Source organism: Sphaerisporangium sp. NPDC005289 (assembly GCF_040607455.1).
GTDB lineage: Bacteria > Actinomycetota > Actinomycetes > Streptosporangiales > Streptosporangiaceae > Sphaerisporangium > Sphaerisporangium rhizosphaerae.
In genome coordinates this window covers 1-26,354 of record NZ_JBEXGS010000013.1, presented here as the reverse complement: position 1 = coordinate 26,354, position 26,354 = coordinate 1, and the positions used below count along the sequence as shown (strand labels likewise).

General features: G+C 69.5%; 24 protein-coding genes. 13 read left to right on the top strand and 11 right to left on the bottom strand.

Features of this window, described 5'->3' with window-relative positions; genetic code table 11:
• Nucleotides 1-33: 33 nt before the first annotated feature.
• Nucleotides 34-600, bottom strand: a complete 567-nt coding sequence (locus ABZT47_RS22710; protein ID WP_354845357.1) for a sigma-70 family RNA polymerase sigma factor — start codon at nt 598-600, stop codon at nt 34-36.
• A gap of 164 nt (nt 601-764) precedes the next feature.
• Between ABZT47_RS22710 and ABZT47_RS22705 the strand changes: the two genes are divergently transcribed.
• Entirely contained in the window at nt 765-2,192 is a 1,428-nt protein-coding gene (locus tag ABZT47_RS22705; protein WP_354845354.1) for a trehalose-6-phosphate synthase, read from the top strand.
• Between the two features lie 124 nt (nt 2,193-2,316).
• Here ABZT47_RS22705 and otsB read toward each other — a convergent pair whose 3' ends face one another.
• Both otsB and ABZT47_RS22695 read right to left on the bottom strand, forming a co-directional pair.
• A complete protein-coding gene (gene otsB, locus ABZT47_RS22700; RefSeq protein ID WP_354845351.1) occupies nt 2,317-3,156 on the bottom strand; it encodes a trehalose-phosphatase in 840 nt (279 codons plus the stop codon).
• Nucleotides 3,157-3,178: 22 nt separating this feature from the next.
• Entirely contained in the window at nt 3,179-3,493 is a 315-nt protein-coding gene (locus ABZT47_RS22695) for a DUF3263 domain-containing protein (protein WP_354845348.1), read from the bottom strand.
• 348 nt (nt 3,494-3,841) lie between these two features.
• Here ABZT47_RS22695 and ABZT47_RS22690 point away from each other — a divergent pair, with 348 nt between their 5' ends.
• Together ABZT47_RS22690 and ABZT47_RS22685 are read left to right on the top strand one after the other, a co-directional pair.
• Nucleotides 3,842-4,654 carry an SAM-dependent chlorinase/fluorinase gene (locus ABZT47_RS22690; protein WP_354845345.1) on the top strand — a complete coding sequence of 271 codons (813 nt, stop codon included), beginning with the start codon at nt 3,842-3,844 and terminating at the stop codon, nt 4,652-4,654.
• 221 nt (nt 4,655-4,875) lie between these two features.
• A complete protein-coding gene (locus ABZT47_RS22685) occupies nt 4,876-5,274 on the top strand; it encodes a hypothetical protein (RefSeq protein ID WP_354845342.1) in 399 nt (132 codons plus the stop codon).
• A 237-nt stretch (nt 5,275-5,511) separates the two neighbouring features.
• Here ABZT47_RS22685 and ABZT47_RS22680 read toward each other — a convergent pair whose 3' ends face one another.
• From ABZT47_RS22680 to ABZT47_RS22660, 5 genes are all read right to left on the bottom strand, one after another.
• Complete coding sequence (locus ABZT47_RS22680; protein WP_354845339.1) at nt 5,512-6,525, bottom strand: dipeptide ABC transporter ATP-binding protein; 1,014 nt, start codon at nt 6,523-6,525, stop codon at nt 5,512-5,514.
• Nucleotides 6,509-7,546 carry an ABC transporter ATP-binding protein gene (locus ABZT47_RS22675; RefSeq protein WP_354845336.1) on the bottom strand — a complete coding sequence of 346 codons (1,038 nt, stop codon included), beginning with the start codon at nt 7,544-7,546 and terminating at the stop codon, nt 6,509-6,511. The genes ABZT47_RS22680 and ABZT47_RS22675 overlap by 17 nt, the downstream gene beginning before the upstream one ends.
• Nucleotides 7,547-7,562: 16 nt before the next feature.
• Nucleotides 7,563-8,483 (bottom strand): ABC transporter permease, encoded by a 921-nt coding sequence (locus ABZT47_RS22670; RefSeq protein WP_354845333.1) that lies wholly within the window; start codon nt 8,481-8,483, stop codon nt 7,563-7,565.
• Nucleotides 8,476-9,417 carry an ABC transporter permease gene (locus ABZT47_RS22665; RefSeq protein WP_354845330.1) on the bottom strand — a complete coding sequence of 314 codons (942 nt, stop codon included), beginning with the start codon at nt 9,415-9,417 and terminating at the stop codon, nt 8,476-8,478. Before ABZT47_RS22665 ends, ABZT47_RS22670 begins: the two co-directional genes overlap by 8 nt.
• 112 nt (nt 9,418-9,529) lie before the next feature.
• The gene (locus tag ABZT47_RS22660; protein ID WP_354845328.1) at nt 9,530-11,170 is read right to left on the bottom strand and encodes an ABC transporter substrate-binding protein; all 1,641 of its coding nucleotides are present in this window, start codon (nt 11,168-11,170) and stop codon (nt 9,530-9,532) included.
• 451 nt (nt 11,171-11,621) lie between these two features.
• On the opposite strand from ABZT47_RS22660, the gene ABZT47_RS22655 reads away from it, so the two are divergent.
• From ABZT47_RS22655 to ABZT47_RS22640, 4 genes are all read left to right on the top strand, one after another.
• Nucleotides 11,622-12,581 carry an ABC transporter permease gene (locus ABZT47_RS22655; protein ID WP_354845325.1) on the top strand — a complete coding sequence of 320 codons (960 nt, stop codon included), beginning with the start codon at nt 11,622-11,624 and terminating at the stop codon, nt 12,579-12,581.
• The gene (locus tag ABZT47_RS22650; protein WP_354845322.1) at nt 12,574-13,407 is read left to right on the top strand and encodes an ABC transporter ATP-binding protein; all 834 of its coding nucleotides are present in this window, start codon (nt 12,574-12,576) and stop codon (nt 13,405-13,407) included. Before ABZT47_RS22655 ends, ABZT47_RS22650 begins: the two co-directional genes overlap by 8 nt.
• A 165-nt stretch (nt 13,408-13,572) precedes the next feature.
• Nucleotides 13,573-14,106 carry a YbhB/YbcL family Raf kinase inhibitor-like protein gene (locus ABZT47_RS22645; protein WP_354845319.1) on the top strand — a complete coding sequence of 178 codons (534 nt, stop codon included), beginning with the start codon at nt 13,573-13,575 and terminating at the stop codon, nt 14,104-14,106.
• Between the two features lie 196 nt (nt 14,107-14,302).
• Nucleotides 14,303-14,488 (top strand): hypothetical protein, encoded by a 186-nt coding sequence (locus ABZT47_RS22640; RefSeq protein ID WP_354845316.1) that lies wholly within the window; start codon nt 14,303-14,305, stop codon nt 14,486-14,488.
• A 306-nt stretch (nt 14,489-14,794) separates the two neighbouring features.
• Here ABZT47_RS22640 and ABZT47_RS22635 read toward each other — a convergent pair whose 3' ends face one another.
• Complete coding sequence (locus ABZT47_RS22635; RefSeq protein WP_354845313.1) at nt 14,795-16,138, bottom strand: lysine 2,3-aminomutase; 1,344 nt, start codon at nt 16,136-16,138, stop codon at nt 14,795-14,797.
• Between the two features lie 172 nt (nt 16,139-16,310).
• On the opposite strand from ABZT47_RS22635, the gene ABZT47_RS22630 reads away from it, so the two are divergent.
• From ABZT47_RS22630 to ABZT47_RS22615, 4 genes are all read left to right on the top strand, one after another.
• Nucleotides 16,311-16,925, top strand: a complete 615-nt coding sequence (locus ABZT47_RS22630; RefSeq protein WP_354845310.1) for a DUF1707 domain-containing protein — start codon at nt 16,311-16,313, stop codon at nt 16,923-16,925.
• A gap of 108 nt (nt 16,926-17,033) precedes the next feature.
• Nucleotides 17,034-18,053 (top strand): phosphate acyltransferase PlsX, encoded by a 1,020-nt coding sequence (gene plsX, locus ABZT47_RS22625; RefSeq protein ID WP_354845307.1) that lies wholly within the window; start codon nt 17,034-17,036, stop codon nt 18,051-18,053.
• Nucleotides 18,054-18,321: 268 nt separating this feature from the next.
• Entirely contained in the window at nt 18,322-20,055 is a 1,734-nt protein-coding gene (gene argS / locus ABZT47_RS22620; protein WP_354845305.1) for an arginine--tRNA ligase, read from the top strand.
• A 436-nt stretch (nt 20,056-20,491) separates the two neighbouring features.
• A complete protein-coding gene (locus ABZT47_RS22615; protein ID WP_354845302.1) occupies nt 20,492-22,369 on the top strand; it encodes a hypothetical protein in 1,878 nt (625 codons plus the stop codon).
• A 118-nt stretch (nt 22,370-22,487) separates the two neighbouring features.
• Here the strand turns inward: ABZT47_RS22615 and ABZT47_RS22610 are convergent, their stop codons facing one another.
• Both ABZT47_RS22610 and ABZT47_RS22605 read right to left on the bottom strand, forming a co-directional pair.
• Complete coding sequence (locus ABZT47_RS22610; protein ID WP_354845299.1) at nt 22,488-22,781, bottom strand: hypothetical protein; 294 nt, start codon at nt 22,779-22,781, stop codon at nt 22,488-22,490.
• Complete coding sequence (locus tag ABZT47_RS22605; protein WP_354845297.1) at nt 22,778-23,122, bottom strand: cell division protein SepF; 345 nt, start codon at nt 23,120-23,122, stop codon at nt 22,778-22,780. Before ABZT47_RS22605 ends, ABZT47_RS22610 begins: the two co-directional genes overlap by 4 nt.
• A gap of 201 nt (nt 23,123-23,323) precedes the next feature.
• Between ABZT47_RS22605 and ABZT47_RS22600 the strand changes: the two genes are divergently transcribed.
• Nucleotides 23,324-24,124: a PhzF family phenazine biosynthesis protein gene (locus tag ABZT47_RS22600; RefSeq protein WP_354845294.1), complete on the top strand. Its 801-nt coding sequence runs from the start codon at nt 23,324-23,326 to the stop codon at nt 24,122-24,124.
• Nucleotides 24,125-24,721: 597 nt separating this feature from the next.
• Entirely contained in the window at nt 24,722-25,303 is a 582-nt protein-coding gene (locus ABZT47_RS22595) for an alpha/beta hydrolase (protein ID WP_354845292.1), read from the top strand.
• Nucleotides 25,304-26,354 lie beyond the last annotated feature (1,051 nt).

The window sequence follows — 26,354 nt, the reverse complement described above, 5'->3', positions numbered from 1 at the left end:
AGGAAGAGGGCGCGTGACGCACCGCGCGGGCCGCTAGGCGAAGGGCCGGCCGTAGGCGTCGCCGAGCGCCGCCTGGACGTACTTGCGCGCCTGGTGGATGCGCGACTTGGCCGTGCCCAGCGGGATGCCGAGCTGCTCGGCGACCTCGTTGTAGTCGAGCTGGCAGATGTCGCGCAGCACCAGGGCCTGGGCCAGCTCGGGCTTGTCGGCCTCCAGGGACTCCATCGCGTCGAGCAGGTCGAGCCGCGACCCGGCGATGACGCTGACCCTGCGCGGGTCGGCCCGCAGCTCGGGCAGTTCATCGGCCGTCTGCTCGGCCGCACGGCGCTTGAGGGTGCGGTAGGTCGTGCGGGCGCAGTTGGTCGTCACGATGTGCAGCCAGGTGGAGAAGCGGGCCCGCCCCTCGAACCGCCCGATGTTGCGCGCCACGGCCAGCAGGGTGTCCTGGCAGGCCTCCTCGGCGTCCTGGTGGTACGGCAGCAGCCGCGAGCAGTGGCGCAGCACGTCGGCCTCGATGCGGCGCAGGAGCTCGCCCAGCGAACGGTGGTCGCCCGCGGCGGCCGCGCGGGCCAGATCCTCGGTCGTCTCGTCAAGCGCCATGCCGGAGCTCCTCTCGACCGCCTGCGGCCAGCCCTGACCTGACCGCCAACCCATCTTATTGGGAGCGTTAAATTCAATTAATCTGCGGCCAGGTGCGCGTCACAGCGGAGATGAACCGGCGAGGGACGACCGCCGCAGGGCGGACGAGGAGTGGTGATGGGCGGATGAACACAGTTCTGCTGGCCTCCAACAGGGGGCCCGTGTCGTTCACGCTCGCCGATGACGGCACGCTGACGATGCGCCGCGGTGGGGGCGGCATGGTCTCCGGCCTGTCCGAGGTGGCCAAGGACGCCGAGGTGCTGTGGGTGTGCGCCGCGCTGTCCGACGGCGACCGCAGCGCCGTGCGGCTGGCGTCGGGCGGGCGCCTGGACCAGGCCGGCTACGACACCGGCCCGGTGCGCATGCTGGACATACCGCCCGCGACGTTCCACCGGGCCTATAACGCGGTGGCCAACTCCACGTTGTGGTTCGTCAACCACCTGCTGTATGACACGCCCAACTCGCCGCAGTTCGACATGCGCTTCCGCCGGGAGTGGGAGTCCTACCAGGACTACAACGCCGCGTTCGCACTGGCGCTGGCCGAGGAGGCCGCGCACGGAGCCCGGGCGATGATCCAGGACTACCACCTGACGCTCGCTCCGGCGATGCTGCGGGTGGAGCGCCCCGACCTGCGCATCTCCCACTTCTCGCACACCCCGTGGGCGCCGCCGGAGTACTTCTCGCTGCTGCCCGACGACATCGCGGCCGAGCTGCTGACCGGCATCCTCGGCGCCGACCAGGCCGGCTTCCTGACCGCGCGCTGGGCCTCGGCGTTCATGGACTGCTGCGAGACCCTGCTCGGCGCCCAGGTCGACCGCGTCCAGCGCACGATCACCTACGAGGGACGCACGACCCGCATCGGCGTGCACCCTCTCGGGGTCGACGGTGACGCGCTGTGGGCGCGGGCCCTGGAGCCGGACGTCGAGTCGCACATGCTGGCCCTGCGCGAGCGGGTGGGCGACCGCAAGCTCATCGTGCGCATCGACCGCACCGAGCTGTCCAAGAACATCGTCCGGGGGCTGTCGGCCTACCGGCAGTTCCTCGCCGACCATCCCGAGTGGCACGGCAAGGTCGTGCACCTGGCCTTCGCCTACCCCTCCCGGCACGACCTGCCCGAATACCGCGAGTACACCGCCGCCGTGCAGCGGTGCGCCAAGCAGATCGAGGACGAGTTCGCCGGCGAGGACTGGGACCCGCTGATCCTCAACGTGGACGACGACTACGCCCGCTCGCTCGCCGCCTATCGCCTGGCCGACGTGCTGCTGGTGAACCCCATCCGCGACGGCATGAACCTCGTCGCCAAAGAGGGCCCCATCCTCGCGCCCAACTGCGCGCTGGTGCTGTCCAGGGAGGCCGGGGCCGCCGCCGAGCTGGGCCGGGACGCGCTGATGGTCAATCCCTACGACGTCTCGGGCACGGCCGGCGCCCTGTACGAGGCGCTGATGCTCCCCGAGGAGGAGCGCGCCAAGCGCGGCACCCGCCTGCGCGCGGCGGCCACGGCCCTGCCCCCGCGCCAGTGGTTCGCCGACCAGCTCGCCGCCCTCGACCGCTGATCGCGGCCGTCCGGCGAGGCCGTCCGGCGAGGCCGTTCGACGCGGCCGTCCGGCGCGGCGGAGGCGGTCGATCGCGCGCTGACACGGTTTCTGAGCCGTTCGAGTGCTTCGCCGCCTACCGGTCTCAGTGGCGGGTCAGGGCGTCGGAGAGCGCCGACAACAGGGCCGCGACGCCCGCCGGGCCCTCCACGACCAGGTCGGCGCGTTCGGCGAGCGCGGTGACCTCGGCGGAGGCGCTGCACACCGTCACGCCGGGCAGGCCCGACAGGCGGACGGCCTCGAACGCGGCCAGGTCGCCGAGATCGTCCCCGGCGAACAGCACCGACCGGGCGCCGCGCTCGGCGAGGAACGCCCCGAGGGCGTGCCCCTTGTCCATCCCGGCGGGCCGCAGCTCGAGCACCAGCCGCCCCGGCTCGACCAGCATGCCGGTCTCGGCGGCGAGCTTGGCCAGCGGGTCGCGCAGGGCCCGCAGGCTGCCCTCAGGGTCGGCGGCCCTGCGGGTGTGGACGGCGATCGCCCTGCCCTTGTCCTCCACGGTGATCCCCGGCTCGCTCCCGTCCCTGACGGGGTGCCCCAGCGAGGCCAGCAGGCCGGGAAGCTCGGCGCGGACGCGATCGGCGCCGGGCGGCGGCGGGGGGGCGCTCAAGGTGCCGTCCTCCCAGCGCTCCAGGCCGTACTGGCCGAGCACCACGAGCCCGGGCACGTCGGCGAGGCCGGGCCCGCCGGGCACCTCGCCGTAGGCGATGGCCGTGGCGGCGGGGCGGCCGGTCACGAGCACCACCGCCCCGACCAGGCCGCCGAGGCGCACCAGCGCGGCGGCGGCGTGCGGGTCGACGCGGGCGTCGGCGGGATCGGGGACGATCGGCGCGAGCGTGCCGTCGAAGTCCAGCCCGATCACGGCGCCCTGGGGATCGGCCTTGATCGCCGCCAATCCGGCGATGTCCGGCAACACATCATGAGTCACGCGTTCAGCACTACCCCCCGGATCACGGGCGCATGCCCAGACGGCGGGCCGCGCGCTCGCGCTGCCGCGAAGCGCGCAGCCGCCGCAGCCGCTTGACGGTGAGCGGGTCGAACGCCATGGCCTCCGGCCGGTCGACGAGCCGGCCGAGCAGCTGGTAGTAGCGCGTCGCCGAGATGTCGAAGGCGTCGCGGATGGCCTGCTCTTTGGCGCCCGCGTACCGCCACCACTGGCGCTCGAAGGCCAGGAGCTCGCGCTCGCGATCGGTCAGGCCGCCGGGGGTCTCGGGGGTGGAGGGTTCCTCGGGATCGCTGTCACCACGATCTGGTGCGGTGTCCAAGATGTCCTCCTCGGTCGGGTACACGGGAGACGTGGACGGAGGGCCGGGCAGGGCGAGGGAGATGCGTCGTGCACTCGGTCGAGCGCGACCCTGAGCCACGACGCGCGCGTGCGGCCCGTGGCAATCGTAGTCGGGAATTCGCGGCTGTTCATGACAGTTCGGGAGACCCGGACCCGAGCATCGCCGGGGAACGCCGCGCGCGCCCGGCGGGGCCGAGCACCGGTGACCGCTATATCGGGGCGAAAGCCCGCCGCCTCGGGCCTGCCGGGCACGAAGATCGGCAAGGTTGCCGGCGTCTGCGGATGGGCCCCTATGACACCGCGGTCCAACGACGTACAGTCACCAAGTGTGACCTCTGTCATCACGCTTCTCACTGACTACGGCTTGGAAGACGGGTTCGTGGCCTCCTGCCACGGGGTGATCATGGGAATCGCCCCGCAGGCACGGATCATCGACGTCTGTCACCTGGTCCCGGCCGGGGACATCCGGCGCGGCGCCGCGATCCTCGCCCAGACGCTGCCATACCTGCCCGCCGGTGTGCACGTCGGCGCCGTGGACCCGGCCACCGCGGGCGCCCGCCGCTCGGTCGTCGTCGAGGCGGGGCACCGCGTGTTCATCGGCCCCGACAACGGCCTGCTCTCGTGGGCGCTGATGGCCGCGGGAGGCGCGCGGGTGGCCTACGAGATCTCCAACCGCGACCTGTTCCTCAACAGGTTGTCGCCGGCCTTCCCGGGCAGGGACATCTACGCGCCGGTCGCGGCGCGCCTGTGCACCGGCAGCAAGCCCGCGGACGTCGGCCCCGAGGTCCCGCTCGACCGCCTGCTGTCGCTGCCGGCGCCGACCGCGCGGCTCGGAGAGGGGGCGGCCGACGGCGAGGTCCTCTCGCTCGACCGCAACGGCAACGTGCAACTGTCGGTGACCGCCGACGACCTCGCCTCCATCGGCGTCCACGTCGGGGACACCCTGGCGGTCTCCATGGGCAGGCGGCAGATCACGGTCCCGCTGCGCGACACCTTCGCCGCCGTCCCGCCGGGCAGCCTGGTCGCCTTCACCGACTCGGCGGGGCACATCACCTTCGCCGTGCGCTCCGGCGACGCCGCCGAGCGCCTCGGCCTGCCGCCCGGCGCCCATGTGCGGCTGGCGCGGGCGGCCGACATCTGACCGGCCGCGACAGCGGGCGTCCGCGGCTCCCTGCCGGAGATCGGCAATCCTTACCATCCGCTGACCGTTCATCACTCTTATCCGCATTCGGGCGATGGGTACGGTCACACCGGCGCCCAGAGTAGTCACCCGCACGCGGACAGTTCTTGATCAAAGACCTCTGTCTCCCAGGGGACCTGGACCGGGGCGCCGTGACGGGTTTCCTTCGGGAGGAGCAACAAATGATTCGCCGTCTTCTGATCACCACGGCCTGCGCCGCCGTCGCCATCGTCGTGCCGGCCGCCGCGGCCTGCGCCCACAGCCCCGCCTCCGCCGGCATCCACCGGGGAGACGACACCGACACCGGGACCGGGACCGACGTGGACGCCGCTGACGACACCGCTGACGACACCGACACGGACACCGGCCTCGGCGTCGGCCTGGGCCTGGGCACCGGGCTGGGCACCGAGTTGGGCACGCCCGTGGTCGCCAACACCAACAGCAACACCACCACCGACACCAACGCCGACACCAACGTCAGCGCCGCCGCCGACGCGGGGCTGTACGCCCCGAATGCCCACGGCCCCGACACGGCCCTCCGCTCGCCGTCCAAGACCGCCCACCCGGCCAAGACCGGCTGAACCGCCGGCGAGCGGAGCGAGCGCCGGAAAACGCGGTTCGGGCGCGCCGGTTCCCTGACCGACGAGGGAGGAAGTGCGAGGAACGAGCGCTTCGGAGTGAGGAGGGAAGGGGACCGGCTCAAAGGCGCCCGAACCCGCGCGAGCGGAGCGAGCGCCAGAGACACAGACCCCTCCGCGGACCTGCCGTGGAGGGGTCTCTCGTGGGCCGTGCGGCCCAGGCGTACCGGGTGCGCCGGGTCAGGAGGCGTGGATGACGTCGTACGACTCGGCGAAGTGGCAGGCGCTGAGGTGCCCGCCGGCGCGGATCTCCAGCAGCGGCTCCTGCTCGGCGCAGATGTCCTGCGCCTTCCAGCACCGGGTGCGGAAGCGGCAGCCCGAGGGCGGGTCCGCGGGCGACGGCGGGTCGCCCTGCAGGATGATGCGCTCGCGCGTCTCGCGGCCCTCGGGGTCGGGGACCGGCACGGCCGACAGCAGCGCCTGCGTGTACGGGTGAGCAGGCCGCTCGTAGATCTGCTCGTCCTTGCCCAGCTCGACGATCTTGCCCAGGTACATCACCGCGACGCGGTCGGAGATGTGCCGGACGACCGACAGGTCGTGGGCGATGAAGATGTAGGCGAGGTTGAACTCGTCCTGCAGCCGCTCCAGCAGGTTCATCACCTGCGCCTGGATCGACACGTCCAGCGCCGAGACCGGCTCGTCGCAGATGATGATCTCCGGCTGCAGCGCCAGGCCGCGGGCGATGCCGATGCGCTGCCGCTGGCCGCCGGAGAACTGGTGCGGGTACCGGTTGATGTGCTCGGGGTTGAGGCCGACGACCTCGAGCAGCTCCTGCACCTTCCTGCGGCGGTCGCCGCGGGGCGCCACCTCGGAGTGGATCTCGAACGGCTCCCCGATGATGTCGCCGACCGTCATGCGGGGGTTCAGCGAGGTGTAGGGGTCCTGCATGACCATCTGGATGTTGCGGCGCATCCGCTTGAGGTCTCCCCCGTGCGCCCGGGCCATGTCGGTGCCGTTGATCTTCACCTCCCCCGACGTGGGCCGCTCCAGCGCCATGAGCAGCTTGGCGAGGGTGGACTTCCCGCAGCCCGACTCGCCCACGACGCCGAGCGTCTCGCCGCGGTGCAGGTCGAAGGAGACCCCGTCCACCGCCTTGATGGCGCCGATCTGGCGCTTGAGAACGATGCCCTGGGTCAGCGGGAAGTGCTTGACCAGGTCACGAACCTCGAGGATCCGCTCACCCGAGGGTGCCATCGAGGACCTCCCGGTAGTAGTGGCAGGCGCTCCCACGCGTCCCGCTGATCTCGTACAGCGGAGGCACATCGGTCACGCAGTTGTCGCGACGGTAGGGGCAGCGGGGGTGGAAGGCACAGCCCGATGGCATGTTGAGCAGGTTGGGCGGCAGCCCCTTGATGGCGTAGAGCTCCTGGCCCTTCATATCGACCCGGGGGATCGAGTCGAGCAGGCCCTTGGAGTAGGGGTGCGCGGGGCTCTTGTACAGGTCGTGGACCGGGGCGTGCTCGACGATGCGCCCGGCGTACATGACGGCGATCTTGTCGGCCACGTCCGCCACCACGCCGAGGTCGTGCGTGATGAGGATCAGGCCCATGTTGCTCTCGCGCTGAAGCTCGGCGAGCAGCTCCATGATCTGCGCCTGGACCGTCACGTCGAGCGCGGTCGTCGGCTCGTCGGCGATCAGGACTTCCGGGTCCAGCGCGATCGACATCGCGATCATGATGCGCTGGCGCATGCCGCCGGAGAACTGGTGCGGGTAGTCGTTGACGCGCTGCTTGGCCGCGGGGATGCGCACGCGGTCCATCAGCTCGACGGCCTTGTTCATGCCGTCGCGCTTGGACATGCCGCGGTGGACGCGGAACATCTCACTGATCTGCCAGCCCACGGTGAACACCGGGTTCAGCGCGGAAAGAGCGTCCTGGAAGATCATCGCGATGCGCTGGCCGCGGATCTGGCTGCGGGCCTGGTCGGAGAGCTTCAGCATGTCGGTGCCGCGGAAGCGGACCTCGCCCTTGGGGATGCGGGCCGGCGGCATGTCCAGGATGCCCATGATGGCCTGGGCGGTCACCGACTTGCCCGAGCCCGACTCGCCGAGCACGGCGAGGGACTCCCCGGCGTTCACCGTGTAGCTCACGCCGTTCACGGCCCGCACCACGCCCTGCCGCGTGGCGAACTCCACGTGCAGGTTGTCCACCACGAGCAGGGGCTCGTGCGCGGGTCCGGTTTCCTGGGGGTGGGTGTCGATCGACGGGTTATTCACCTTCGGTTGCCCTCTCCTACCGCAGCTTCGGGTCTAGCGCGTCTCGGACCGCGTCACCCAGCATGACGACGCTGAGGATGGTCAGGCTGAGGAACAGCGCCGGGAAGATCAGCGGGAGCGGCGCCTCCAGGAAGCGGTTGCGCGCGTCCGCGATCATCAGGCCCCAGGAGATCTGCGGCGACTGGATGCCCACGCCGAGGAAGGACAGGGCCGCCTCGGCGGCGATGAACGCGCCGAGGTTGATCGTGGAGACCACGATGACCGGCGCGACGGCGTTCGGCAGAATGTGCCGCAGCATGATCCGCCCGGGTCCGGCGCCGAGCGCGCGGGCCGCCATCACGTAGTCCTGGTGCTTGGCCGTGATGACCGCCGCGCGCATGATGCGCAGGATCATCGGCCAGGCGAGCAGGGACAGGGCGAGCACGACGCTGCCGATGCCGGCGTTGTCGCGCCCGATGACCGCGAGGATCAGCAGGGCGCCGAGGATGGAGGGGATCGCGAAGAAGATCTCGGCGATGCGGGAGAGCAGGATGTCGACCCAGCGGCCGTAGAAGCCGCCGATCAGACCCAGGGCGCCGCCGATCAGGGCGGTGACGATGGCGCTGACGAACCCGACGATGATCGAGACCCGGGCGCCCCAGATGACGCGGGAGTACACGTCGCAGCCGAGGTTGTCGGTGCCGAACCAGTGCTCGGGGGTGATTCCCTTGCGCGCCTGCGCCAGGGAGCAGGTCTTCGCGTCGACCCCGACGGTGTCGAACAGCCCCGGGAAGGCCGAGATGGCGACAAGCAGCACCAGCATGGCGGCGCCGATGAGGAAGACCGGGTTGCGCCGCAGGTCGTACCACGCGTCCGACCACAGGCTGGCGGGCTTGCTCTCCTTGGCGGGCTCGGCGGGTTGCGACGGAGCCAGCGAAGGAAGGGTGTCGTTACTCATAGCGGATCCTGGGGTCGAGGACGGCGTACAGCAGGTCGACGACGAGGTTGGCCACGATGTAGATCAGGACCAGGACCGTCACGATGCCCACCACGACGGAGTTCTCCTGCAGGTACACCGACTGGAAGAGCTGCTGGCCGATGCCGGGCAGGTTGAAGATCGTCTCAGTGATCACCGCGCCGCCCATGAGCGTTCCGAGGTCCGCGCCCAGGTAGGTGACCAGAGGGATCAGCGAGTTCCGCAGGGCGTGCCGTGCGAGCACCCGTCTCCTGGGCATGCCCTTGGCGATGGCCGTGCGCACGTAGTCGGCGCGCAGCGTCTCCATCAGGCTCGTCCGTGTCAGGCGGGTGAGGTAGGCGATGGAGATCATCGCCAGCACGAACCCGGGCACCATGTAACTTCGCAGCCCGTCCTGGATGCCGGCCACCGGGAAGAAGTCGATGCCGGTGCTCTGCTTCAGCTTCACGCCGAGCACGAGCTGCAGGACGAAGCCGCTGACCAGCGTGGGGACCGACACCATCAGCAGGGTGACGGCCAGGATGGCCTTGTCCTCCCACCTGCCGCGGCGCAGCGCCGCCCACAGGCCTAGGCCGACGCCGATGACCGCCTCGAAGATCAGGGCGGTGACCGACAACTGGAGGGTGACCTGGAACTTGCCCTCGAAGATGGTCGAGACCGGCAACCCTCGGAAGGTGGTGCCGAAGTTCCCGCTCAGAATGTCGCGGATGTAGTAGCCATACCGCACGATGAGGGGGTCGTTGAGGTGGAATTGCTCCCGGAGTGCCGCCGCGAACACCGGGTCAACGCGTTTTTCGCCGGCCAGCGCCTGGAGGGGATCACCCGGAAGCGCGTAGACGATGGCGAAGATGAGGAATGTGGTGCCCAACAGCACAGGGATCGCCTGGAGAAGGCGCCTGATGACGTAGCGGCCCATCTAGTCTCCCGATCATTACAAAGGGCAGCCCGCCGCAACCAACAGAGCTGCCCTCGTGGGTGTCGCCCACTCCGGGTGGTTCAGGGTACCCAACCACCCGGAGTGGTTGACGTCAGGCCTTCTCGACGTTGAACAGGTCGATCCGCTCGAACGGGTCGATCTTGACGTTCTTCACGTGCTGCGAGTATGCGCCGTTCGTCTGGTAGAAGTACACAGGGATGTACGGGAGCTCCTTGAGCACCAGGTCATCGGCCTGCTGGTAGAACTTGACGCCCTCGTCGAGGGTCTTGGCCGCGTCGCCCTGGGTCACCAGGTCGTCGAACTCCTTGCTCTTGTAGCCCGAGTAGTTCGAGCTGCCGCCCGAGCCGAACTGCGGACGCAGGTAGTTCTCCGGGGACGGGTAGTCCATGATCCACGCCATGCGGAAGGCGCCCGGCCACTTCTTGTTGCCCAGGTCCTCGAGGATCGTGGCGAACTTCTCGACCGGCTTCGGCGTCACCTCGGCGCCGAGGTTGGTGCGCAGGTTGTTGGCGACGGCCTCGATCCACTCCTTGTGGCCGCCGTCACCGTTGTAGCCGATCTCGATGGTGCCGGCCTTCGGCCCGCCGGCCTGCTCGAACAGGGCCTTGGCCTTGGCGGGGTCGTAGGTGCAGGCCTCGCCGCAGGCGCCCTGGCGGTAGCCGGAGACGACCGGGCTGATGAAGTCGTCGGCCGGGACGCGGGTGCCGGAGAAGACCGTCTCGGTGATCGTCTTGCGGTCGATCGCCATGGAGATGGCCTTGCGGATGTCGGCGTTCTTGGCGTAGTCGCCGCCGCTCTTGATCGGGAAGCCGATGTAGCCGATGCCCGACGACGGCTGCTCGATGTAGCGGTCGCCGAACTCCTGCTTGGCGGTGGAGATGGCCTCCGGCGGCAGCTGGTCCATGATGTCCAGGTTGCCGGCGCGCAGGTCGTTGAACGCGGTGCTCAGGTCGGTGTAGATCTTGAAGTCGACCGCGTCGATCTTGGCCTTGCCCTCCTTGAAGTTGTCGTCGCGGACCAGGGAGATGGTCTGGTCCGTGCCGCGCTTCCAGGGCTTGGAGATCTTGAAGGGGCCGTTGCCGATCGGGTTGCCGCCGAAGTCGGCCTTGAGCTTGCCTTCGCCCTCGAACGCCGCCTTGGGGAGGGGGTAGAACGCCGTGTAGCCCAGCATCGTCGGGAAACCGGAGAAGGGGTTCTTCAGCTCGACGGTGAAGGTCTTGTCGTCGACGACCTTCAGGCCCTTCAGGGCGGTGGCGGTGGGGGTCTTGCCCTCGCCCGGGTTCAGCTCGTCGTAGCCGACGATGCTGCCGAAGAAGTAGTTGCCCTCCTGGGCGTTGGCGCCGTTGGCGGTGAAGTTCCAGGAGTCGACGAAGTTCTGGGCGGTGACGGGCTCACCGTTGTGCCACTTGTACCCGTCCTTGAGCTTGATCGTCCACGTGGTGGAGTCCGGCGACTCGATGGACTCGGCGACGCGGTTGTACGGCTTCTTGTCCGCGTCGTAGTCGACGAGGCCGACGAAGAGTGCGTTCAGCACTTCGGCGCCGCTGGTCTCGGTGGTGTTGCCCGGGATGAGGTCGTGCTGCGGTTCAGCGATCTCGACCCTGACCGCGCCTGCGTTGCCTGCGGCGCTGGAGCTGGTACCGGTGCTGCCGCCGCTGCCGCCGCACGCCGCAACCGCGAGCGCCAGCAGTGCGGTCCCGGCGACGATCTGTGCGCCCTTGGTCACACGCATCGTGGATTAATCCTCCCTCTAAGGTGGGCGTTAGGACTGAGCCGCTCATGTCGGGCACGCCTCCCAGGGGATCGATCCCTGGAGTTCGCGGACACGGTCAAATCAGTTGACGCCCTGCCAGACGACCGCGAGCATTCCTCACTACTTCTCACCAGCGAGTCTCTGGCGCATTGCAGTTCGGTCACACGTGCCCCTGACGGACGTCACACGCATACCAACTAGGCTGTCAATAATGCCCTGATACGGCATAAAGCAGTCACCAAGGTACACAGGCCGGGATGTGATCGCACATCCAGGCCGGGTGGCCGCTTTCGGCCATCTCAGGTACCGAGCTGCGATGACACGGCCCCGCGGCCATGATCGGCGCCGCCTCGGCGGACGGCTTCCGCTCAAGAGCGATCAAGTGGGACCGTAGGCATCTCATTCACCGGTATCCAATAGAGTCCATCCCATGAGTCAGCCGGAATCCGCTGTAGCGGACTCCCGGGCGGGCGACCGGGCGGGCGGCACCTCTCCCAACGGGAAGGAATCGCTGTCCGCGCTCGCCGAGCGCCACGGGTTGCGACGCGCCATCGCGCGTCCCAGTCTGCCCGTCTACCTGCGCCAACTGTGGGACAGGCGGCACTTCGTCCTCACGTACGCCACGTCGCGTAACGTCTCGAAGTATTCCGACTCGGCGCTGGGCCAGCTTTGGCAGGTGCTGACGCCGCTGCTGAACGCCGCCGTCTACTTCCTCATGTTCGGCGTGATCCTGGGGCAGAAGAAGGACCTCACGAACTACACCGCCTTCCTGATCACCGGTGTGTTCGTCTACTCCTACACCCAGCGGTCGATCACCGGCGGCGCCAAGTCCATCTCGGGGAACCTCTCGCTCATCCGGGCGCTGCACTTCCCCCGCGCCGCGCTCCCTCTGGCCTACACGATCCAGGAGTTCCAGCAGCTCGCCATCTCGATGGGCGTGCTGTTCGTCATCGTGCTCGTCACGGGCGAGCCACTGACCTGGGCCTGGCTGCTGATCCCCTTCGCTCTGCTGCTGCAGACGATCTTCAATGTCGGGATAAGCCTGCTCCTCGCACGCGTCGGAGCATTCGTCCGCGACATGAACCAGTTGCTCCCGTTCATCCTGCGCACCTGGCTGTACACCTCGGGCGTGTTCTACAGCATCCCGGCCAAGATGAAGGGCAGCCCCGAGTGGGCGCGCTTCCTGCTGGAGTTCAACCCTCCTTCGGTCTTCATCGACCTGATGCGCCACCTGCTGCTGCGCAGCTACGGCCATGACCTGCAGGTGCACCAGTTCCCGCACAGCACCCTGCCCCAACTGTGGCTATACGCTGGCTTCTGGGCCGCGGTCGCACTGATCGGCGGCTTCTGGTACTTCTGGCGGGCCGAGGAGAGGTATGGCCGTGGCTGAGCTGACCAAGGAGCCGTCCCAGATGGCCCACCCCCAGGACGAGGCGCCCCAGCCCGCCCCCGCGAGCGCGCCCGAGCGCGAGCCCGGCACGCCCACCGTCGTCGTCGACGACCTGCACATCGTCTACCGCGTGTACGGCGCGGCGAGCGACGCCGAGAAGGGCAACGCCGCCAACGCCCTCATGCGGCTCATCCGCCGCCAGGGCCGGCCGCAGATGAAGGAGGTCCACGCCGTCAAGGGCGTGTCCTTCGTCGCCCGGCACGGTGACGCCATCGGCATCATCGGCCGCAACGGATCGGGCAAGTCCACGCTGCTGCGGGCCATCGCCGGCCTGCTGCCGCCGCACAAGGGCTCGGTCTACACCAACGGCCAGCCGTCGCTGCTCGGCGTCAACGCCGCGCTGATGAAAGAGCTCACCGGCGAGCGCAACATCGTGCTCGGCTGCTACGCGATGGGCATGACGCCCGCGCAGGTCAAGGAGAGGTACGACGAGATCGTCGAGTTCTCCGGCATCGGCGAGTTCGTCCAGTTCCCCATGTCGACCTACTCCTCCGGCATGGGCGCGCGGCTGCGCTTCGCCATCGCCTCGGCCAAGAGCCACAACGTCCTGCTCATCGACGAGGCGCTCGCCACCGGCGACCGCGACTTCAAGCGCAAGAGCCAAGAGCGCATCCACCAGATGCGCGAAGAGGCCGGCACGGTCTTCCTCGTCGCCCACAACCTCGACGTGATCGAGGAGACCTGCAACCGCGTCATCTGGCTGCACAAGGGCAAGATCAAGATGGACGGCGACCCCGCGACGGTGCTCGCCGCCTACAACTCCTGACCGGCCGGCCGGTCGATCCCGCGTGAAGGCGCCCTCACGGCCTCGTGAGGGCGCCTTCACGGCTTTCCGGTCCTTCCCTGAGGCGCGGCGCCCGTCGATCGTCTGAGGGCCGTCTCAGAGGGCAAGATGGGGAGGTCCGGAACGTCCTTCCTTCGGAGGTCCATCGTGGCCAACCAGCCACCGATCCCCTATGACTTCTTGCCCGAGGTCCCCGCGCTGACCGTCGAGAGCGACGACGTGCGCGACGGCGAGCGTCTGTCCGACGACCACGTGTTCAACGACTGGGGCATGTCGGGGCAGAACATCTCGCCGCACCTGCGCTGGTCGGGCGCGCCCGAGGGCACCAAGAGCTTCGCCGTCACCTGCTACGACCCCGACGCGCCCACGACCAGCGGCTTCTGGCACTGGCTGCTGTTCGACATCCCCGCGAGCGTCACCGAGCTGCCGGCGGGCGCGGGCGGCGGGGAGAACAAGGGCCTTCCCGAGGGCGCCGTCCACGGGCGCAACGACTACGGCCTGCGCGAGTACGGCGGCGCCGCCCCGCCGCCCGGCGCGCCGCACCGCTACCTGTTCGCCGTGCACGCCCTGGGCGTGGACAAGCTCGGGGTCGGCGAGGACGCCTCGCCGGCCGTCGTGGGCTTCACCATCGTGGCCAACACGCTGGCGCGCGGCTACATCGCTCCGGTCTACGAGACCTGACGGTTCCAGGAGGCCTGACGACTCTGGGGGCCCGACGGCTCCACAGGGTCTGACGGCGTCTGAGTGGCCCCGCGCGCGTACCGGTACGGACGCGGCTAGACCGTACAGAAGTCCGGACACGCCCGGTGAATCTGCTGACACCCCGCACGCGATTCCACTATGATTCGAACGAAGATTCGAGCCGAGGGAAACCGTGATGGAGTGGGGGTGCGGGGTGCGAGAGCTGGCGAACGCGATCGATAACCTGTCCGCCGAAGACCCGTCGGACATTCCGCGGGGCCTGCTCGCCGAGCAGCTCATCGAGCTGCACTGGCAGATGGCCCGACTTCAGGCCCAGATCGCCCGCCGCACGTACGTGCGCGCTCCGGCGTCCGACGCCTGATATCCGCATATCCGCCGGTCCGCCGCCTGGCGGCCGACAACCGAGACCGATCCGCCCGCCGAACCCAGCGCTTCCCCACATGTCCGAATATCCGAACAGATCCGGTCGCACGAGATCCGACAGATCCGGTCGAGCGAGATCCGTTCGGCGGAGGCCCACCCGAGGCTTCTGTTCGAAAGGCCGCTGTTCGAGAACGCCCCCCGTCGCGAAGACGTCGGTTCACAGACGTCCGCCCGTAGACCGCGAGCGGCCGGCGCCCCACCCGGGGCGCCGGCCGCTCCGCGTCACGCGCGTCCGCGGGGGCGGTCAGCGCGGCGGCGGCTCCTCAAGGGCCAGGCGAGCGCCGGCCGCCGGCGCCGTCTCGAACGGGAACCGGTCGGCGAAGGCGGGGCGCAGGTCGCTCAGCCACACCGCCTCGGGGTCGTAGTGCGCGAAGAACGGCCGCCCGGCGAGCGCCGGGTCACGGGCCTGGATGAGGTGCAGGACGAAGACGCGCGTGCCGGCGACCTCCGCGACGCCGTCGACGCAGACCTTGCCGGGCGTCGCGGACATGGACGGCCCTCGCACCGTGCGGCACAGGCCCGACACCTGCGTGTAGGCGTCCCGGAAGATCTCGTACCCGCGCGCCAGCGGCACCGCGAAGTAGTCCTGCGGGCCGGTGTCGCGCTCGACGAACATGTAGTAGGGCACCATGCCCAGCGCGTGCTGCCTGCGCCACATCTCGGCCCAGATGCCCGGGTCGTCGTTCACGGTGCGGATGAGCGGCGCCTGCGTGCGGATCACCGCGCCGGCGTCCCTGATCGCCCGCACGGCCGTCTGCACGAGCGGCGACTCCATCTCGCGCGGGTGGGAGAAGTGCGCCATGAACGCCAGGTTCTTGCCCGACTCGGCCACCGAGGAGAACAGGCGCAGCGTGTCGGCCGCGTCCGGGTCGGTCACGAAGCGGCCCGGCCAGTACGCCAGTGACTTGGTGCCGACGCGGATGGACTCCAGTTGCTCGAGCCCCAGCAGCGGCTCGACGTACCGCCTCAGCACGGCGGCACTCATGATCATCGGATCGCCGCCCGTGAACAGGACGCTGGTGATCTCCGGGTGCTCGCGAACGTGGCGGACCAGAGCCTGGGCGTCGTCGGAGGCCATCTTCAGATCAGGCTCGCCGACGAACTGGGCCCAGCGGAAACAGTAGGTGCAGTACGCGTGGCAGGTCTGCCCCTGCTTGGGGAAGAACAGCACGGTCTCGGGATATTTGTGCTGCATGCCGGCGACCGGTTCGCCGCCGACCCGGGGCGTGTTGAGCTCCATCTGCCCGGCCGGGTGCGGGTTCATCCGCATGCGGACGGCGCGGACGGTCGCCTGGAGCTCGTCCCGGGGAGCCTCCGACCGCAGCAGCGCGGCGATGCGCGACACCTCGTCGGAGGGCAGCATGTCCTCCTGGGGGAAGACCAGCCGGTAGATCGGGTCGTCGGGGATGTCCGACCAGTCGATCAGCTCGTCGACGACGTAGGGGTTGACCCGGAAGGGCAACACGGTCGCCACCGCGCGAACGCGCAGCCGGGTCTCGGCGTTGAGGTGGCCACGTTTGAGCAGATCATCCAGATGTTTCGCCGTGTAGGCCTTGAACCCGCGTGTACCGGTCTGTGTCAGGGTCACTCGAGATTTTCCTCTCTTTGGGGATCTCCGGTAAACCTGATGCGCCTGTTGTGCGTCTCACGCTTTTCTGTACGGACGCGCCAACGTGTCGGCCTGGTTCCGTCCGACCGAAAAGCCTCGGTAAAACCTTCCGGATATCGCGACATATCTTGAGTTGGGCTACGCTGGCCGAGTGAGCTCCCTTACGCCTTTCGAGTCAGGCGACACCGCACAGCGCGCATCGGACGCCGACCGCGACCGCGTCGCCGCGGTCCTCGGTGAGGGACTGGCCACCGGCCGCCTCACCAGCGTCGAGCACGCCGACCGGCTGGAGGCCGCCTACACGGCCGTCACCGTCGGCGACCTGGTCCCCCTCACCCGCGACCTGCCGTCCACGCTCGGCCCGTCCTCCTCGGGCTTCAGCGCCGAGCAGCAGGAGGTCGCCGCCGTCTTCAGCAAGGTCATCCGGAGCGGCCGATGGGTCGCCGGGCGGCACACCACGCTCCGCTCGACCTTCGGAGCACTGATCATCGACCTCACCGACGCCGTCCTGCCCGGGCGCGAGGTCACCCTCGAACTCAACTCCTTCTGCGGCAAGCTGATCGTCCGGGTCCCCGCCAACGCCCGGGTCATCGACGAGGGCAGCGCCGTGTTCTCCAAGCGCCACGTCTCCGGCGGCGCGCAGGGCGGCGCCTCCGACGGCGGCGATCCCGACGCTCCGCTCATCCGCGTGACCGGCCGCGCCATGTTCGGCAAGGTCGTCGTCTCCCGCGAAGCCCAGTGGCACTGGCCCTGGCGCGACAGCTGACCGGCGGAGGTCTCCAGCGTCGGCGCGACGACCGGTGGGCGGTGGCCGACCACCCCGCGTGGCCACCTACGATGCGGGACACACACTCATTCCGCGCGAGGTGACCGCTTGGACGGCATTGCGCCGATAGCCCTTGACGCCATGGGAGGCGACAACGCCCCCGGCGAGATCGTGGCCGGGGCCGTGCGGGCCGTACGCGAACACGGCGTGCCCGTCGTCCTGGTCGGCGCGCCCCGGCCGATCGCCGAGACCCTCGCCGAGCACGACGCCGTCGGCGAGATCCCCATCGTGCGGGCCGAGGAGGCCCTCACCATGGACGAGGGCGCCCTGGCCAGCCTGCGCCGGCCCCGGTCCAGCATCGCCCTCGCCTGCCATCTGGTCCGGCGCGGCGACGCCTCGGCGGTCGTGTCCGCCGGCTCGACGGCGGGCGTGGTGGCCACCGGGAAGCTGCGGCTGCGGGCGCAGCAGGGAGTGCTGCGGCCGGCGATCGCCGTCCCGCTGCCGACCCGCCCCCATCCCACGGTGCTCCTGGACGCCGGAGCCACCGCCGACGCCAAGCCCGAGATCCTCGTGCAGTTCGCCCACCTCGGCGTCGCGTACGCCGAGACCGCGCTGGGCCTGACCTCACCGCGCGTGGGGCTGCTCACGATCGGCGGCGAGCCGGGGAAGGGCAACAAGCTCACCAAACGCGCCCACGAGCTGCTCACCGCCGTCCCCGGCATGAACTTCACCGGGAACGTGGAGGGCCACGACCTGCTGGGCGGCGAGGTGGACGTCATCGTCACCGACGGCTTCACCGGCAACGTGGCGCTCAAGACGATGGAGGGCGCGGTCCGGTACGCCTTCAGCGAGCTGCGCGAGACCCTCGAAGGCGGCCGGATCTCCCGCCTGGCCGCGGCCCTCCAGCGCGGCCGGCTCCGCGACCTGCGCAAACGGCTGGACCCCGAGGCGTACGGGGGCGCGGTGCTGCTCGGACTCAACGGCACCGTGGTGATCGCCCACGGCTCCTCGACGGCCAAGGGCATCGCCGCGGCCTGCGTCCTCGCCGCCACGCTCGCCCGCCAGGGCACCGTCCCCCGCGTCGGCGACCGCATCGCCACCACCCAGCGCTCCCACCGCCGCTGGTGACCTCTCCCCGCGAGGGAGAGCCGTTCGCCGGGGGCCGGTCGTCCACAGGTGTGGCCCGTCCACAGGAGGGGGTCCTCCAGAGATCGAAGAACCACCCGCGGGGGCGGATTCTCGAGAAACGGGGGATCCGCAGGGAGAGATCCGTACAGTGACCCACCAACGGAAGGGGAAGCACCAGGGACCGTCCACAGACCGGGACCCATCCGACTCGTCCACAGGGCCGGATATCCATTCTCGGCGGCGGATGATCAGCGGATATCCTTGTGGCATGACCGACCCGCAGCTCGTGCTCACCGAAAGGGTCCAGCGGGCGCTGGGCGCCGCCTTCGGCCCGGAGTACGCAGGCGCCGACCCGCTGATCCGGCCCTCCCAGTTCGCCGACTACCAGGCGAACGTGGCACTGAGCCTGGCCAAGCGGCTGCGACGCGCGCCGCGGGAGGTCGCCCAGGCCATCGCCGACGCCCTGGACGCCGGCGACGTCTTCTCCACGGTCGAGGTCAGCGGCCCCGGCTTCCTCAACATCACGCTCAACGACGAGTGGGTCGCCGCCCAGGCCCTGCACACCCTGGAAGACCCGCGCAACGGGGTGGGGCTGAGCACGCCGCCGGCGACCGTCATCGTCGACTACTCCGCGCCCAACGCCGCCAAAGAGATGCACGTCGGCCACCTGCGCACCACCATCGTGGGCGACTCCCTCGTGCGCATGCTCGAGCACCTCGGCAACCATGTCGTCCGGCAGAACCACCTGGGCGACTGGGGCACGCAGTTCGGCCTGCTCATCGAGCACCTGCTCGACATCGGCGAGGCCAATGCCATCGCCCAGCTGCAGGCCGGCGAGACCAACGAGTACTACCAGGCGGCCCGGGCCAAGTTCGACTCCGACCCCGAGTTCAAAGAGCGCTCGCGGCGGCGGGTGGCCACCCTGCAGGGCGGCGACCCCGAGACCATGCGGCTGTGGCACATGTTCATGGACGCCACGATCCGCTACTTCAACAAGGTCTACGACACGCTGGGCGTCACCCTCACCGACGACGACATCGCCGGCGAGAGCATGTACAACCCGATGCTCGCCGAGATCTGCGCCGATCTCGAGGCGTCTGGGGTGGCCGTGATGAGCGAGGGCGCCCTCTGCGTCTTCCCGCCGGGTTTCACGGGCAGTGATGACAAGCCGCTGCCCTTGATCATCCGTAAGAGCGACGGCGGGTACGGCTACGCGACGACCGACATGGCCGCCGTCCGCTACCGCGTCCGCGACCTCAAGACCGACCGCATCCTGTACGTGGTGGGCGCCGACCAGTCGCTGCACTTCCAGATGGTCTTCGCCGCCGCGCGCATGGCCGGCTACCTGACCGACGACGTCTCCGCCGAGCACATCCAGATCGGCATGATGCTCGGCGCCGACGGCCGCCGGTTCCGCACCCGCAGCGGCGAGTCGGTCAAGCTCACCGACCTCCTCGACGAGGCCGTCGAGCGGGCCTCCGCCGCCATCGCCGAGCGGGGGTACGACGAGGCGACCCGCGCCGAGATCGCGCGGGCCGTCGGCATCGGCGCGGTCAAGTACGCCGACCTGTCGGTCAGCCACGACAGCGAGTACATCTTCGACTTCGACCGCATGCTGTCCTTCACCGGCAACACCGGTCCGTACATGCAGTACGCCACGGCGCGCATCCGGTCGATCTTCCGTAAGGGCGGCGTCGACCCCGCCACCGTCGCCGGGCCCATCGTCCTCGGCGAGCCGGCGGAGCGTGAGCTCGCGCTCCAGCTCCTCGGCTTCGGCTCGGTGATCGAGAACGCCGCCGCCCTGGCCGAGCCGCACCGGGTCTGCGCCTACCTCTTCGAGACCGCGAGCGCCTTCACCGGCTTCTACGAGAAGTGCCCGGTCCTGCGCGACGACGTCCCCCCCGCCACCCGCGCCTCCCGCCTGGCCCTGTGCGCCCTCACCCTCCGCGTCCTGGAGACCGGCCTGACCCTCCTGGGCGTGCCGATCCCCGAGCGCATGTAACCGCCGCCCCTTTCCCCAGCCCATCGACCTTCCCACCCATCGACGTGGGCCCCGGAGGACTCGTACGGCCCGTGCGACTCGTACGGCCCGTGCGACTCGTACGGCCCGTGCGACTCGTGCGGCCCGTGCGACTCGTGCGGCCCGTTGCGACTCGTAGGGCCCCTGAGACTCGTAGGGCCCGTGCGACTCGTACGGACCGACGCCCAGGCCGGCTGTCGGTGGGCCGACGCCCAGATCGGCGCGGCCGGGGGGCAATGTGCCGGCGGGCCGCCGGGCATCGACCGACATGACGGCATCAAGTTACTCACGTGTGTCGGCGTGCCGCCAGGCATGGCTGGGCTGGAAGAACTAACCTGGGCGCGGTCATGGGAGTGCCCGCCGAACCCTCGCCTCCGGGGGCCTTCCTCACGCCTTCGGGGAGTTGCCCGCTTTGAGCATGGATCTGACCGCGAACCCCGACCTCCCTCGGGCCGCGGACGCTGAGCACCCACAGCAGCACAACGGAGAACCTCAAGGGTCGATCACCGAGCCACCCGACCACGACGGCGACCTCTCCGAGGCACCCGGCCGCCGTGTCGACCTCTCCGAAGCAGCTGACCACGGTGTCGCCCTCTCCGAGACACAGCACCACGGCGGCGCCCCCAGCCGGCCGCACCACCACGACGGCGACCTCTCCGAGTTGCAACGGTACGCCGAGGCGCTGATCACCCAGCTCGCCGCCGACGGCACCGCGCCTCCCGCGCCTCCCAGCGTCCTGGACGTCCGCGGTCACTGGCTGGCCCCCGCCATCGAGGCGCTTCTTCTGATTCTGTCCGGTGAGGACGCGCTGGACCCCCTCACCCGGGCCGCTCAGCTCGATCAGGCCAACACCGCGTTGTTCCTGTGCCTGTCCCTCGCCGTCAGCGGACACGGCGACCGCATCCATGCCTCATGGCTGGGCACCGCCTTCGGCGAACTGTCGACCGACCGCCCTGTCGAACCCGGCCAGCGGGCCCTGTGGATGGCGGCCGCGCGCGGCGCCTACGGACCGGCCGGAAAGATCTTCGTCCTCCGCAAGCTGGACGCCGCCGCCGTGCCCTCCACGGCCGAGCCCGACCGCTGGCTGACCGCCCTGGTCCCCGGCGACCCGCCTCCGGCGGCCACCGCCCCCTCATCCACCCCGGCCGACACGGGATCACCCCCGAACGGCGCCGCCTCGCCTACGCCCACCAACGCGACACCCGCTCCAAACGGCACCCCATCTCCTCAGAGCAGCGCGGCATCCCCGTCGAGCGATGCCGCACAACCTCCGAGCACCGCGACATCGCCTTCGACCGACGCGGCTTCGCCCCCGGTCTCTCCCGCATCCCCTTCGAGCGGCACCACATCCCCGTCAAGCGATACCGCATCGGCTCCAACCGGTACCGCACCGGCTTCGCCCGCGGGGTCCTCGGCGGCTTCAACGCCATCGCAGGCCGCGGCGGCTTCGCCGGAGGCCGTGGCACAGGCTCTGGCGGAGTCACCGGCGCTCTCGGCCCTTCCCGCGCTGGCCGAGGTCTCAGAGCTGACGCGGCCTGTCCAGGCCGCGGCGCGGCTGGCCCGGCTGCTCGAACGGTGCGCCGAGATCACCGCGACGCGCCCGGCGGCCACTCCCCGGCCAGACCGCCCCGGCCCCTGGCCGGACACCGAGCCGGTGACCGTCCTGCGAGCGCTCATCGGATTCGAGGATCCGGGCCCGCTCGGTTCGCTGACAAGTCACCTTCTGGAGGACGTACGGTCGGGCTCCGACCCGCACCTCGCGGCGATCGCCTTCCACGTCGCCGCGCCCGTCGTACGAGCCGCCGCCGAAGACCTGGCTCAGGCGACCCGCGTGACGCCGCCCGACGAGATCATCGTGCCGATCCACGGGCATGACGTCATCCTCAGGCCCGAGGGCGCCGACGAGGGCACCCTCACCGGCGCCGAAGCGAAGATCAGAGCCGAAGGAGCGGCACGCCTGTCGGGACGCTGGCTGGTGTACGCGCCCGCCCTGCTGCCCATCGTGGCGGTCGTGCTCGCCTTCACCGTTTCGGAGCTGTTCGCCGTAGCCGGGCTCGTTCTCGGAGGGGTGGCCGGGTACATCCTGTGGCGCCGCAGCGTCCGGGAACAGGCCGAGGCACGTCGCGTCGAAACCGAGATCACCCAACTGCGCGAGCAGGCCGAGGCGGCCATGTGGGCGCTCCACGACTACGCCCGAGAGGCCGGCGAACGGGCCGACAAGGCGTCCGAGAACCTCACCGCCCTCAGCCGCCTCCTCCGCAGAGGCCCAGCAGTAGCCACCGACCACCGCCCCTGAGAGTCGCTGATCGTCATTGCCCCTGAGGGTCGCTGATCGTCATTGCCCCTGAGGGTCGCTGATCGTCATTGCCCCTGAGGGTCGCTGATGGTCACGCGGACATAGGACGCACCGGCGGTCAAACAGCCGATGTCGGCCCGGAGGTCGCCTGCTCGGAGGTCGCCAGAAGGTCGCCATGGCCGATGGCCACCAAGTGATCGTCACACTCGATGACGGCCAGGTCGTCGCCATGATCAGCGGCGGCCACGCGACCGCCACAACGTGAGGCGGCGGTCGAATGGCCGCCACGGCCGGTGAGGGCCAGGGAGTCGTCACCCTCGATGACAGCGAAGTGGTCGCCATGACCGGCGGCGCGCCAGTGATCATCACACCCGACGACGGTCAGGTGGTCGTCATGGCCGCTGCCGGTCATGTCGTGCTGATCTCAACGTCGGCGGGGGCCAGGAGGAACACCTTGTCGGCGATGCGCTCGATGCGCCCCTCACAGCCGTATGTCAGGCCCGCGGCGAAGTCGACCATCCGCGTCGCCTCGGCCATGGACATCCCGGCGACGTCCATGATCACCGCCTGCCCCTCCCTGAAGTGCTGCCCCACGAGAAGCGCGTCGGAGTACTTCCGCGGACGGATCATGACAATCCGCGCGGGGTCCCCACCCGACCCCCAGCGCCTGGCGGCCCGTTCCGACGCGGGCATCCACTCATCCTCGTACTCGTCATAGTCGTAGGGCTCGTCGTACTGATCCCCATCGCCCATGCCAAGGTAGCTCACCACCCTGCGCACTGCCCCCATCGGCTGTCCTTTCCGCGAGAACCGGCCACATTCGCCGTGCCCCGACACAAATGACCGTAACCGACGTGCCGCCTGGGGCGGCGCGACACGCCCATGTGCTTTTGATTTTGCCCGGCTTTCGCTCCCGTATCGACCGGTTATCTGGGGGTGGATAGGGTCGAGAGCATGCGTATCTTCACCGTCGATTCGTTCACCGATCAGCCGTTCAAGGGTAACCCGGCGGCCGTCTGCCTGCTGGACTCTGGGAGATCCGACGAGTGGATGCAGGCCCTGGCCAGCGAGATGCGACACTCCGAGACGGCCTTCGTCCTCGGGCAGGGCGACGGCCGGCCCCTCTCTCTGCGGTGGTTCACCCCTACCGTCGAGGTGGCATTGTGCGGCCACGCCACCCTGGCGGCCGCACATGTTCTGTATTCGACAGGGGCGACGTCAGGACCGCTCGAGTTTTCCACGAGAAGCGGAATCCTGACCACCAAACTTCTTGATCACGGTCGTATTTCGATGGATTTCCCGGCTTACATGCCCACCGAGATCTCCACTCCGGACGGCCTGGTGGAGGCGCTCGGAGTGCCGGTCGTCTGGGTCGGTACGGGCCCCTTCGACATCCTCGCCGTGGTGGAGTCCGAGCAGGTCGTACGCAGTTTGACCCCCGACATTGACGCGCTCGCGACTCTGAACGCGCGGGCCGTCTGTGTCACCGCCAGAGCGACGGACGCCTCGGGCGGCGTCGACTACGTTTCCCGGTTCTTCGCCCCCGCAGCCGGCGTCCCGGAGGACCCGGTAACCGGTTCGGCGCACTGCATGCTCGGCCCGTACTGGTCGGGAAAAATCGGCGAAAAGTCACTTGTAGGCGCACAACTATCGCAACGTGGCGGCATCGTCCACACCACTCTTCGCGACGACGACCACCTCGAACTCAGCGGCAGCGCCATCACCATCTGGTCCGGCACCCTCGACATCCCCTAGCCACCCTCACCGTCCCGTCGGCCCCCGCCGAGCTCCTCCATGCCACCACGAGACTGCGAACCGAACAGACCAAGCCGTCACCAGATGTTCACCGGGACCACCGGGCCACCTATGTCCATGGTGACCGCCTCCCCACTCCGGCAACCGCCGCCGGCAACCCGCCGCCGGCGCCGACCGACTCGTGACACCGACCGACTCGTGACACCGACCGACTCGTGACACCGACCGACTCGTGACACCGGTCGATGCAGTGACACTGGGCGATTCAATGACACCGGCCAACCGCTGCCCGCGGGATCGAGGACACAGCCACGATCGAGAACACAGCCGAGATCGAGGACACAGCGGGACTCATGAGATGGGCGGCCTGGTGAGATCAGCCGGCCTGGTGACGCCGCCGAGAATGTCAGCCCCGTCGCCTAACCTCAGCCACGAACGGCGATTGCGGTCCACCCGTCGATCTTCCCGGAGCCAGACGGCAGCTCGTCGCCTGGATCGGGATGTGAGCACCGGAAGGTGGCATGATGGCCACATTTGTCTTGATCCACGGCGCTGGCGATGTCGGCTGGTACTGGCACCTGGTGGAGGCCGAACTGCATGCGCGAGGCCATGACGCCATCTCGCCGGACCTTCCATGCGACGACGACTCGGCCGGCCTGCCGGAGTACGCCGATGCCGTGGTCGGCGCGATCGGCGACCGGACCCGATCTGATCATCGTCGCGCAGTCGTTCGGCGGCTTCACGGCCCCGCTCGTCTGCGACCGCGTGGCGGCGCGGCTCCTCGTCCTGGTCGCGCCCATGATCCCCGCGCCGGCGGAGGCGCCCGCCGGTTACTCGGCCCGCACGAGATACGAGGAGGAGGCGCGGGACCACTACGACGATGCCATCGCCCTGTTCTACCAGGATGTTCCGCCGGAACTGGCCACTGAGGCGCTGAAGCGGGCGCGCGCCCAGTCCGAGGTTCGGATGGGGGAACCTTCGCCACTGCGAGCCTGGCCAGATGTCCCCACACGCGTTTTGATCTGTCGTGACGACCGCATGTTCCCGGCTGCTTTTCTTCGCCGCGTCGCCCAGGAGCGCCTGGGAATCATCCCCGACGAGATCGACGGTGGGCACACCCCCGCGCTGAGCCGCCCGCACGAACTGGCGGACCGCCTCGAAGCGTACGCCGCCGAGTAAGGCCTGTTCGCTCACCAGTCCCTGGCGGCGCAGCCTGACTCCCCGTGAGTTCGGGATCGGCGTCGATCTTCGCCAAGCCGGCTGGCAGCAGGACGCCGAGTGGCGGAGTGCGCCTCAACAGGAGGCCCGCCGGCAACGGCGCCCATGAACCGCCGGGGGGAGTAGCCGCCGTAAGACGAGGTTGACCTCGGGCCCACCGACCACCGTCCCGCAGTACCAGCCCTACTACCGCCCGGCCTGACGGACTGACGACCGGGGTGGGCAACAACCCTCGGACCACCCACCCGCATGCCAGACGGGTCTCATTCGGCCTTCACCGCTGTGCCGGTTTTCCTGATCCCGAGTCACGATTCAGATCGGCCCGAAGATGAGTGTGCGAGGGTGGATCGGTGTTGAGTGGGGCGCCGCAGGACGGCGACCGGTGCCGCCGGCCATTGTCCCGCCGTCCCGCCCCACTACCGCTCCGCGTGGCGGACCGACGACCGGGGTAGGCAGCACGCACAGACCACCTACGCGCATGCCGGGCGGGCCCCATTCGACTTCTCCGGCGGGCGTATCTAATCCTCTGCTGACGGCACGGCCAGGCCGGTTCCTGTAGCCACGCTTCAGGTGGGGCCTGGGGATGGGTGTGCCGGCGTGGGCGCGAGTGTCGAGTGTGACGTCGCGGGACGGACCCAGGACGGTGTCGACTCCACCGGCCACCATCGTCCGGCCGTCCCACCCCGCTACTACCGCCGTATCTGACGGACTGACGATCGGGGTGGGCAGCGACCCTTGGACCATCCACTCGTATGCCGGGCGGGTCCATTCGCTTGCCCTCGGGCGGGCACGGCTGGGCCGGTATTCCCGTCCTGGGTCCTGGGTCCTGGGTCTTGGCCGGCCTGGGGGATGGGAGTCCCGAGGTGGGCGCGAGGTGTCGTAACAGCCGATCCGGGGCCTGCGGCGGAAATGGTCCATAAACGCAGGTAGGCCATCCACACCGTGGATGGCCTACCTTGCATAACACATATATCTATCTATCAAGTTTTGTCCGGCGGTGTCCTACTCTCCC

What these genes read in the sequence shown, in the direction of transcription:
- ABZT47_RS22670 (WP_354845333.1), bottom strand. Translation starts at nt 8,483, where the DNA reads ATGAGTAACGACACCCTTCCTTCGCTGGCTCCGTCGCAACCCGCCGAG.
- ABZT47_RS22595 (WP_354845292.1), top strand. Translation starts at nt 24,722, where the DNA reads ATGCGCGAGGCCATGACGCCATCTCGCCGGACCTTCCATGCGACGACG.
- ABZT47_RS22665 (WP_354845330.1), bottom strand. Translation starts at nt 9,417, where the DNA reads ATGGGCCGCTACGTCATCAGGCGCCTTCTCCAGGCGATCCCTGTGCTG.
- ABZT47_RS22685 (WP_354845342.1), top strand. Translation starts at nt 4,876, where the DNA reads ATGATTCGCCGTCTTCTGATCACCACGGCCTGCGCCGCCGTCGCCATC.
- ABZT47_RS22705 (WP_354845354.1), top strand. Translation starts at nt 765, where the DNA reads ATGAACACAGTTCTGCTGGCCTCCAACAGGGGGCCCGTGTCGTTCACG.
- ABZT47_RS22680 (WP_354845339.1), bottom strand. Translation starts at nt 6,525, where the DNA reads ATGGCACCCTCGGGTGAGCGGATCCTCGAGGTTCGTGACCTGGTCAAG.
- ABZT47_RS22640 (WP_354845316.1), top strand. Translation starts at nt 14,303, where the DNA reads ATGGAGTGGGGGTGCGGGGTGCGAGAGCTGGCGAACGCGATCGATAAC.
- ABZT47_RS22615 (WP_354845302.1), top strand. Translation starts at nt 20,492, where the DNA reads ATGGATCTGACCGCGAACCCCGACCTCCCTCGGGCCGCGGACGCTGAG.
- argS (WP_354845305.1), top strand. Translation starts at nt 18,322, where the DNA reads ATGACCGACCCGCAGCTCGTGCTCACCGAAAGGGTCCAGCGGGCGCTG.
- ABZT47_RS22710 (WP_354845357.1), bottom strand. Translation starts at nt 600, where the DNA reads ATGGCGCTTGACGAGACGACCGAGGATCTGGCCCGCGCGGCCGCCGCG.
- ABZT47_RS22655 (WP_354845325.1), top strand. Translation starts at nt 11,622, where the DNA reads ATGAGTCAGCCGGAATCCGCTGTAGCGGACTCCCGGGCGGGCGACCGG.
- ABZT47_RS22610 (WP_354845299.1), bottom strand. Translation starts at nt 22,781, where the DNA reads ATGACCGGCAGCGGCCATGACGACCACCTGACCGTCGTCGGGTGTGAT.
- ABZT47_RS22660 (WP_354845328.1), bottom strand. Translation starts at nt 11,170, where the DNA reads ATGCGTGTGACCAAGGGCGCACAGATCGTCGCCGGGACCGCACTGCTG.
- ABZT47_RS22605 (WP_354845297.1), bottom strand. Translation starts at nt 23,122, where the DNA reads ATGGGCGATGGGGATCAGTACGACGAGCCCTACGACTATGACGAGTAC.
- ABZT47_RS22600 (WP_354845294.1), top strand. Translation starts at nt 23,324, where the DNA reads ATGCGTATCTTCACCGTCGATTCGTTCACCGATCAGCCGTTCAAGGGT.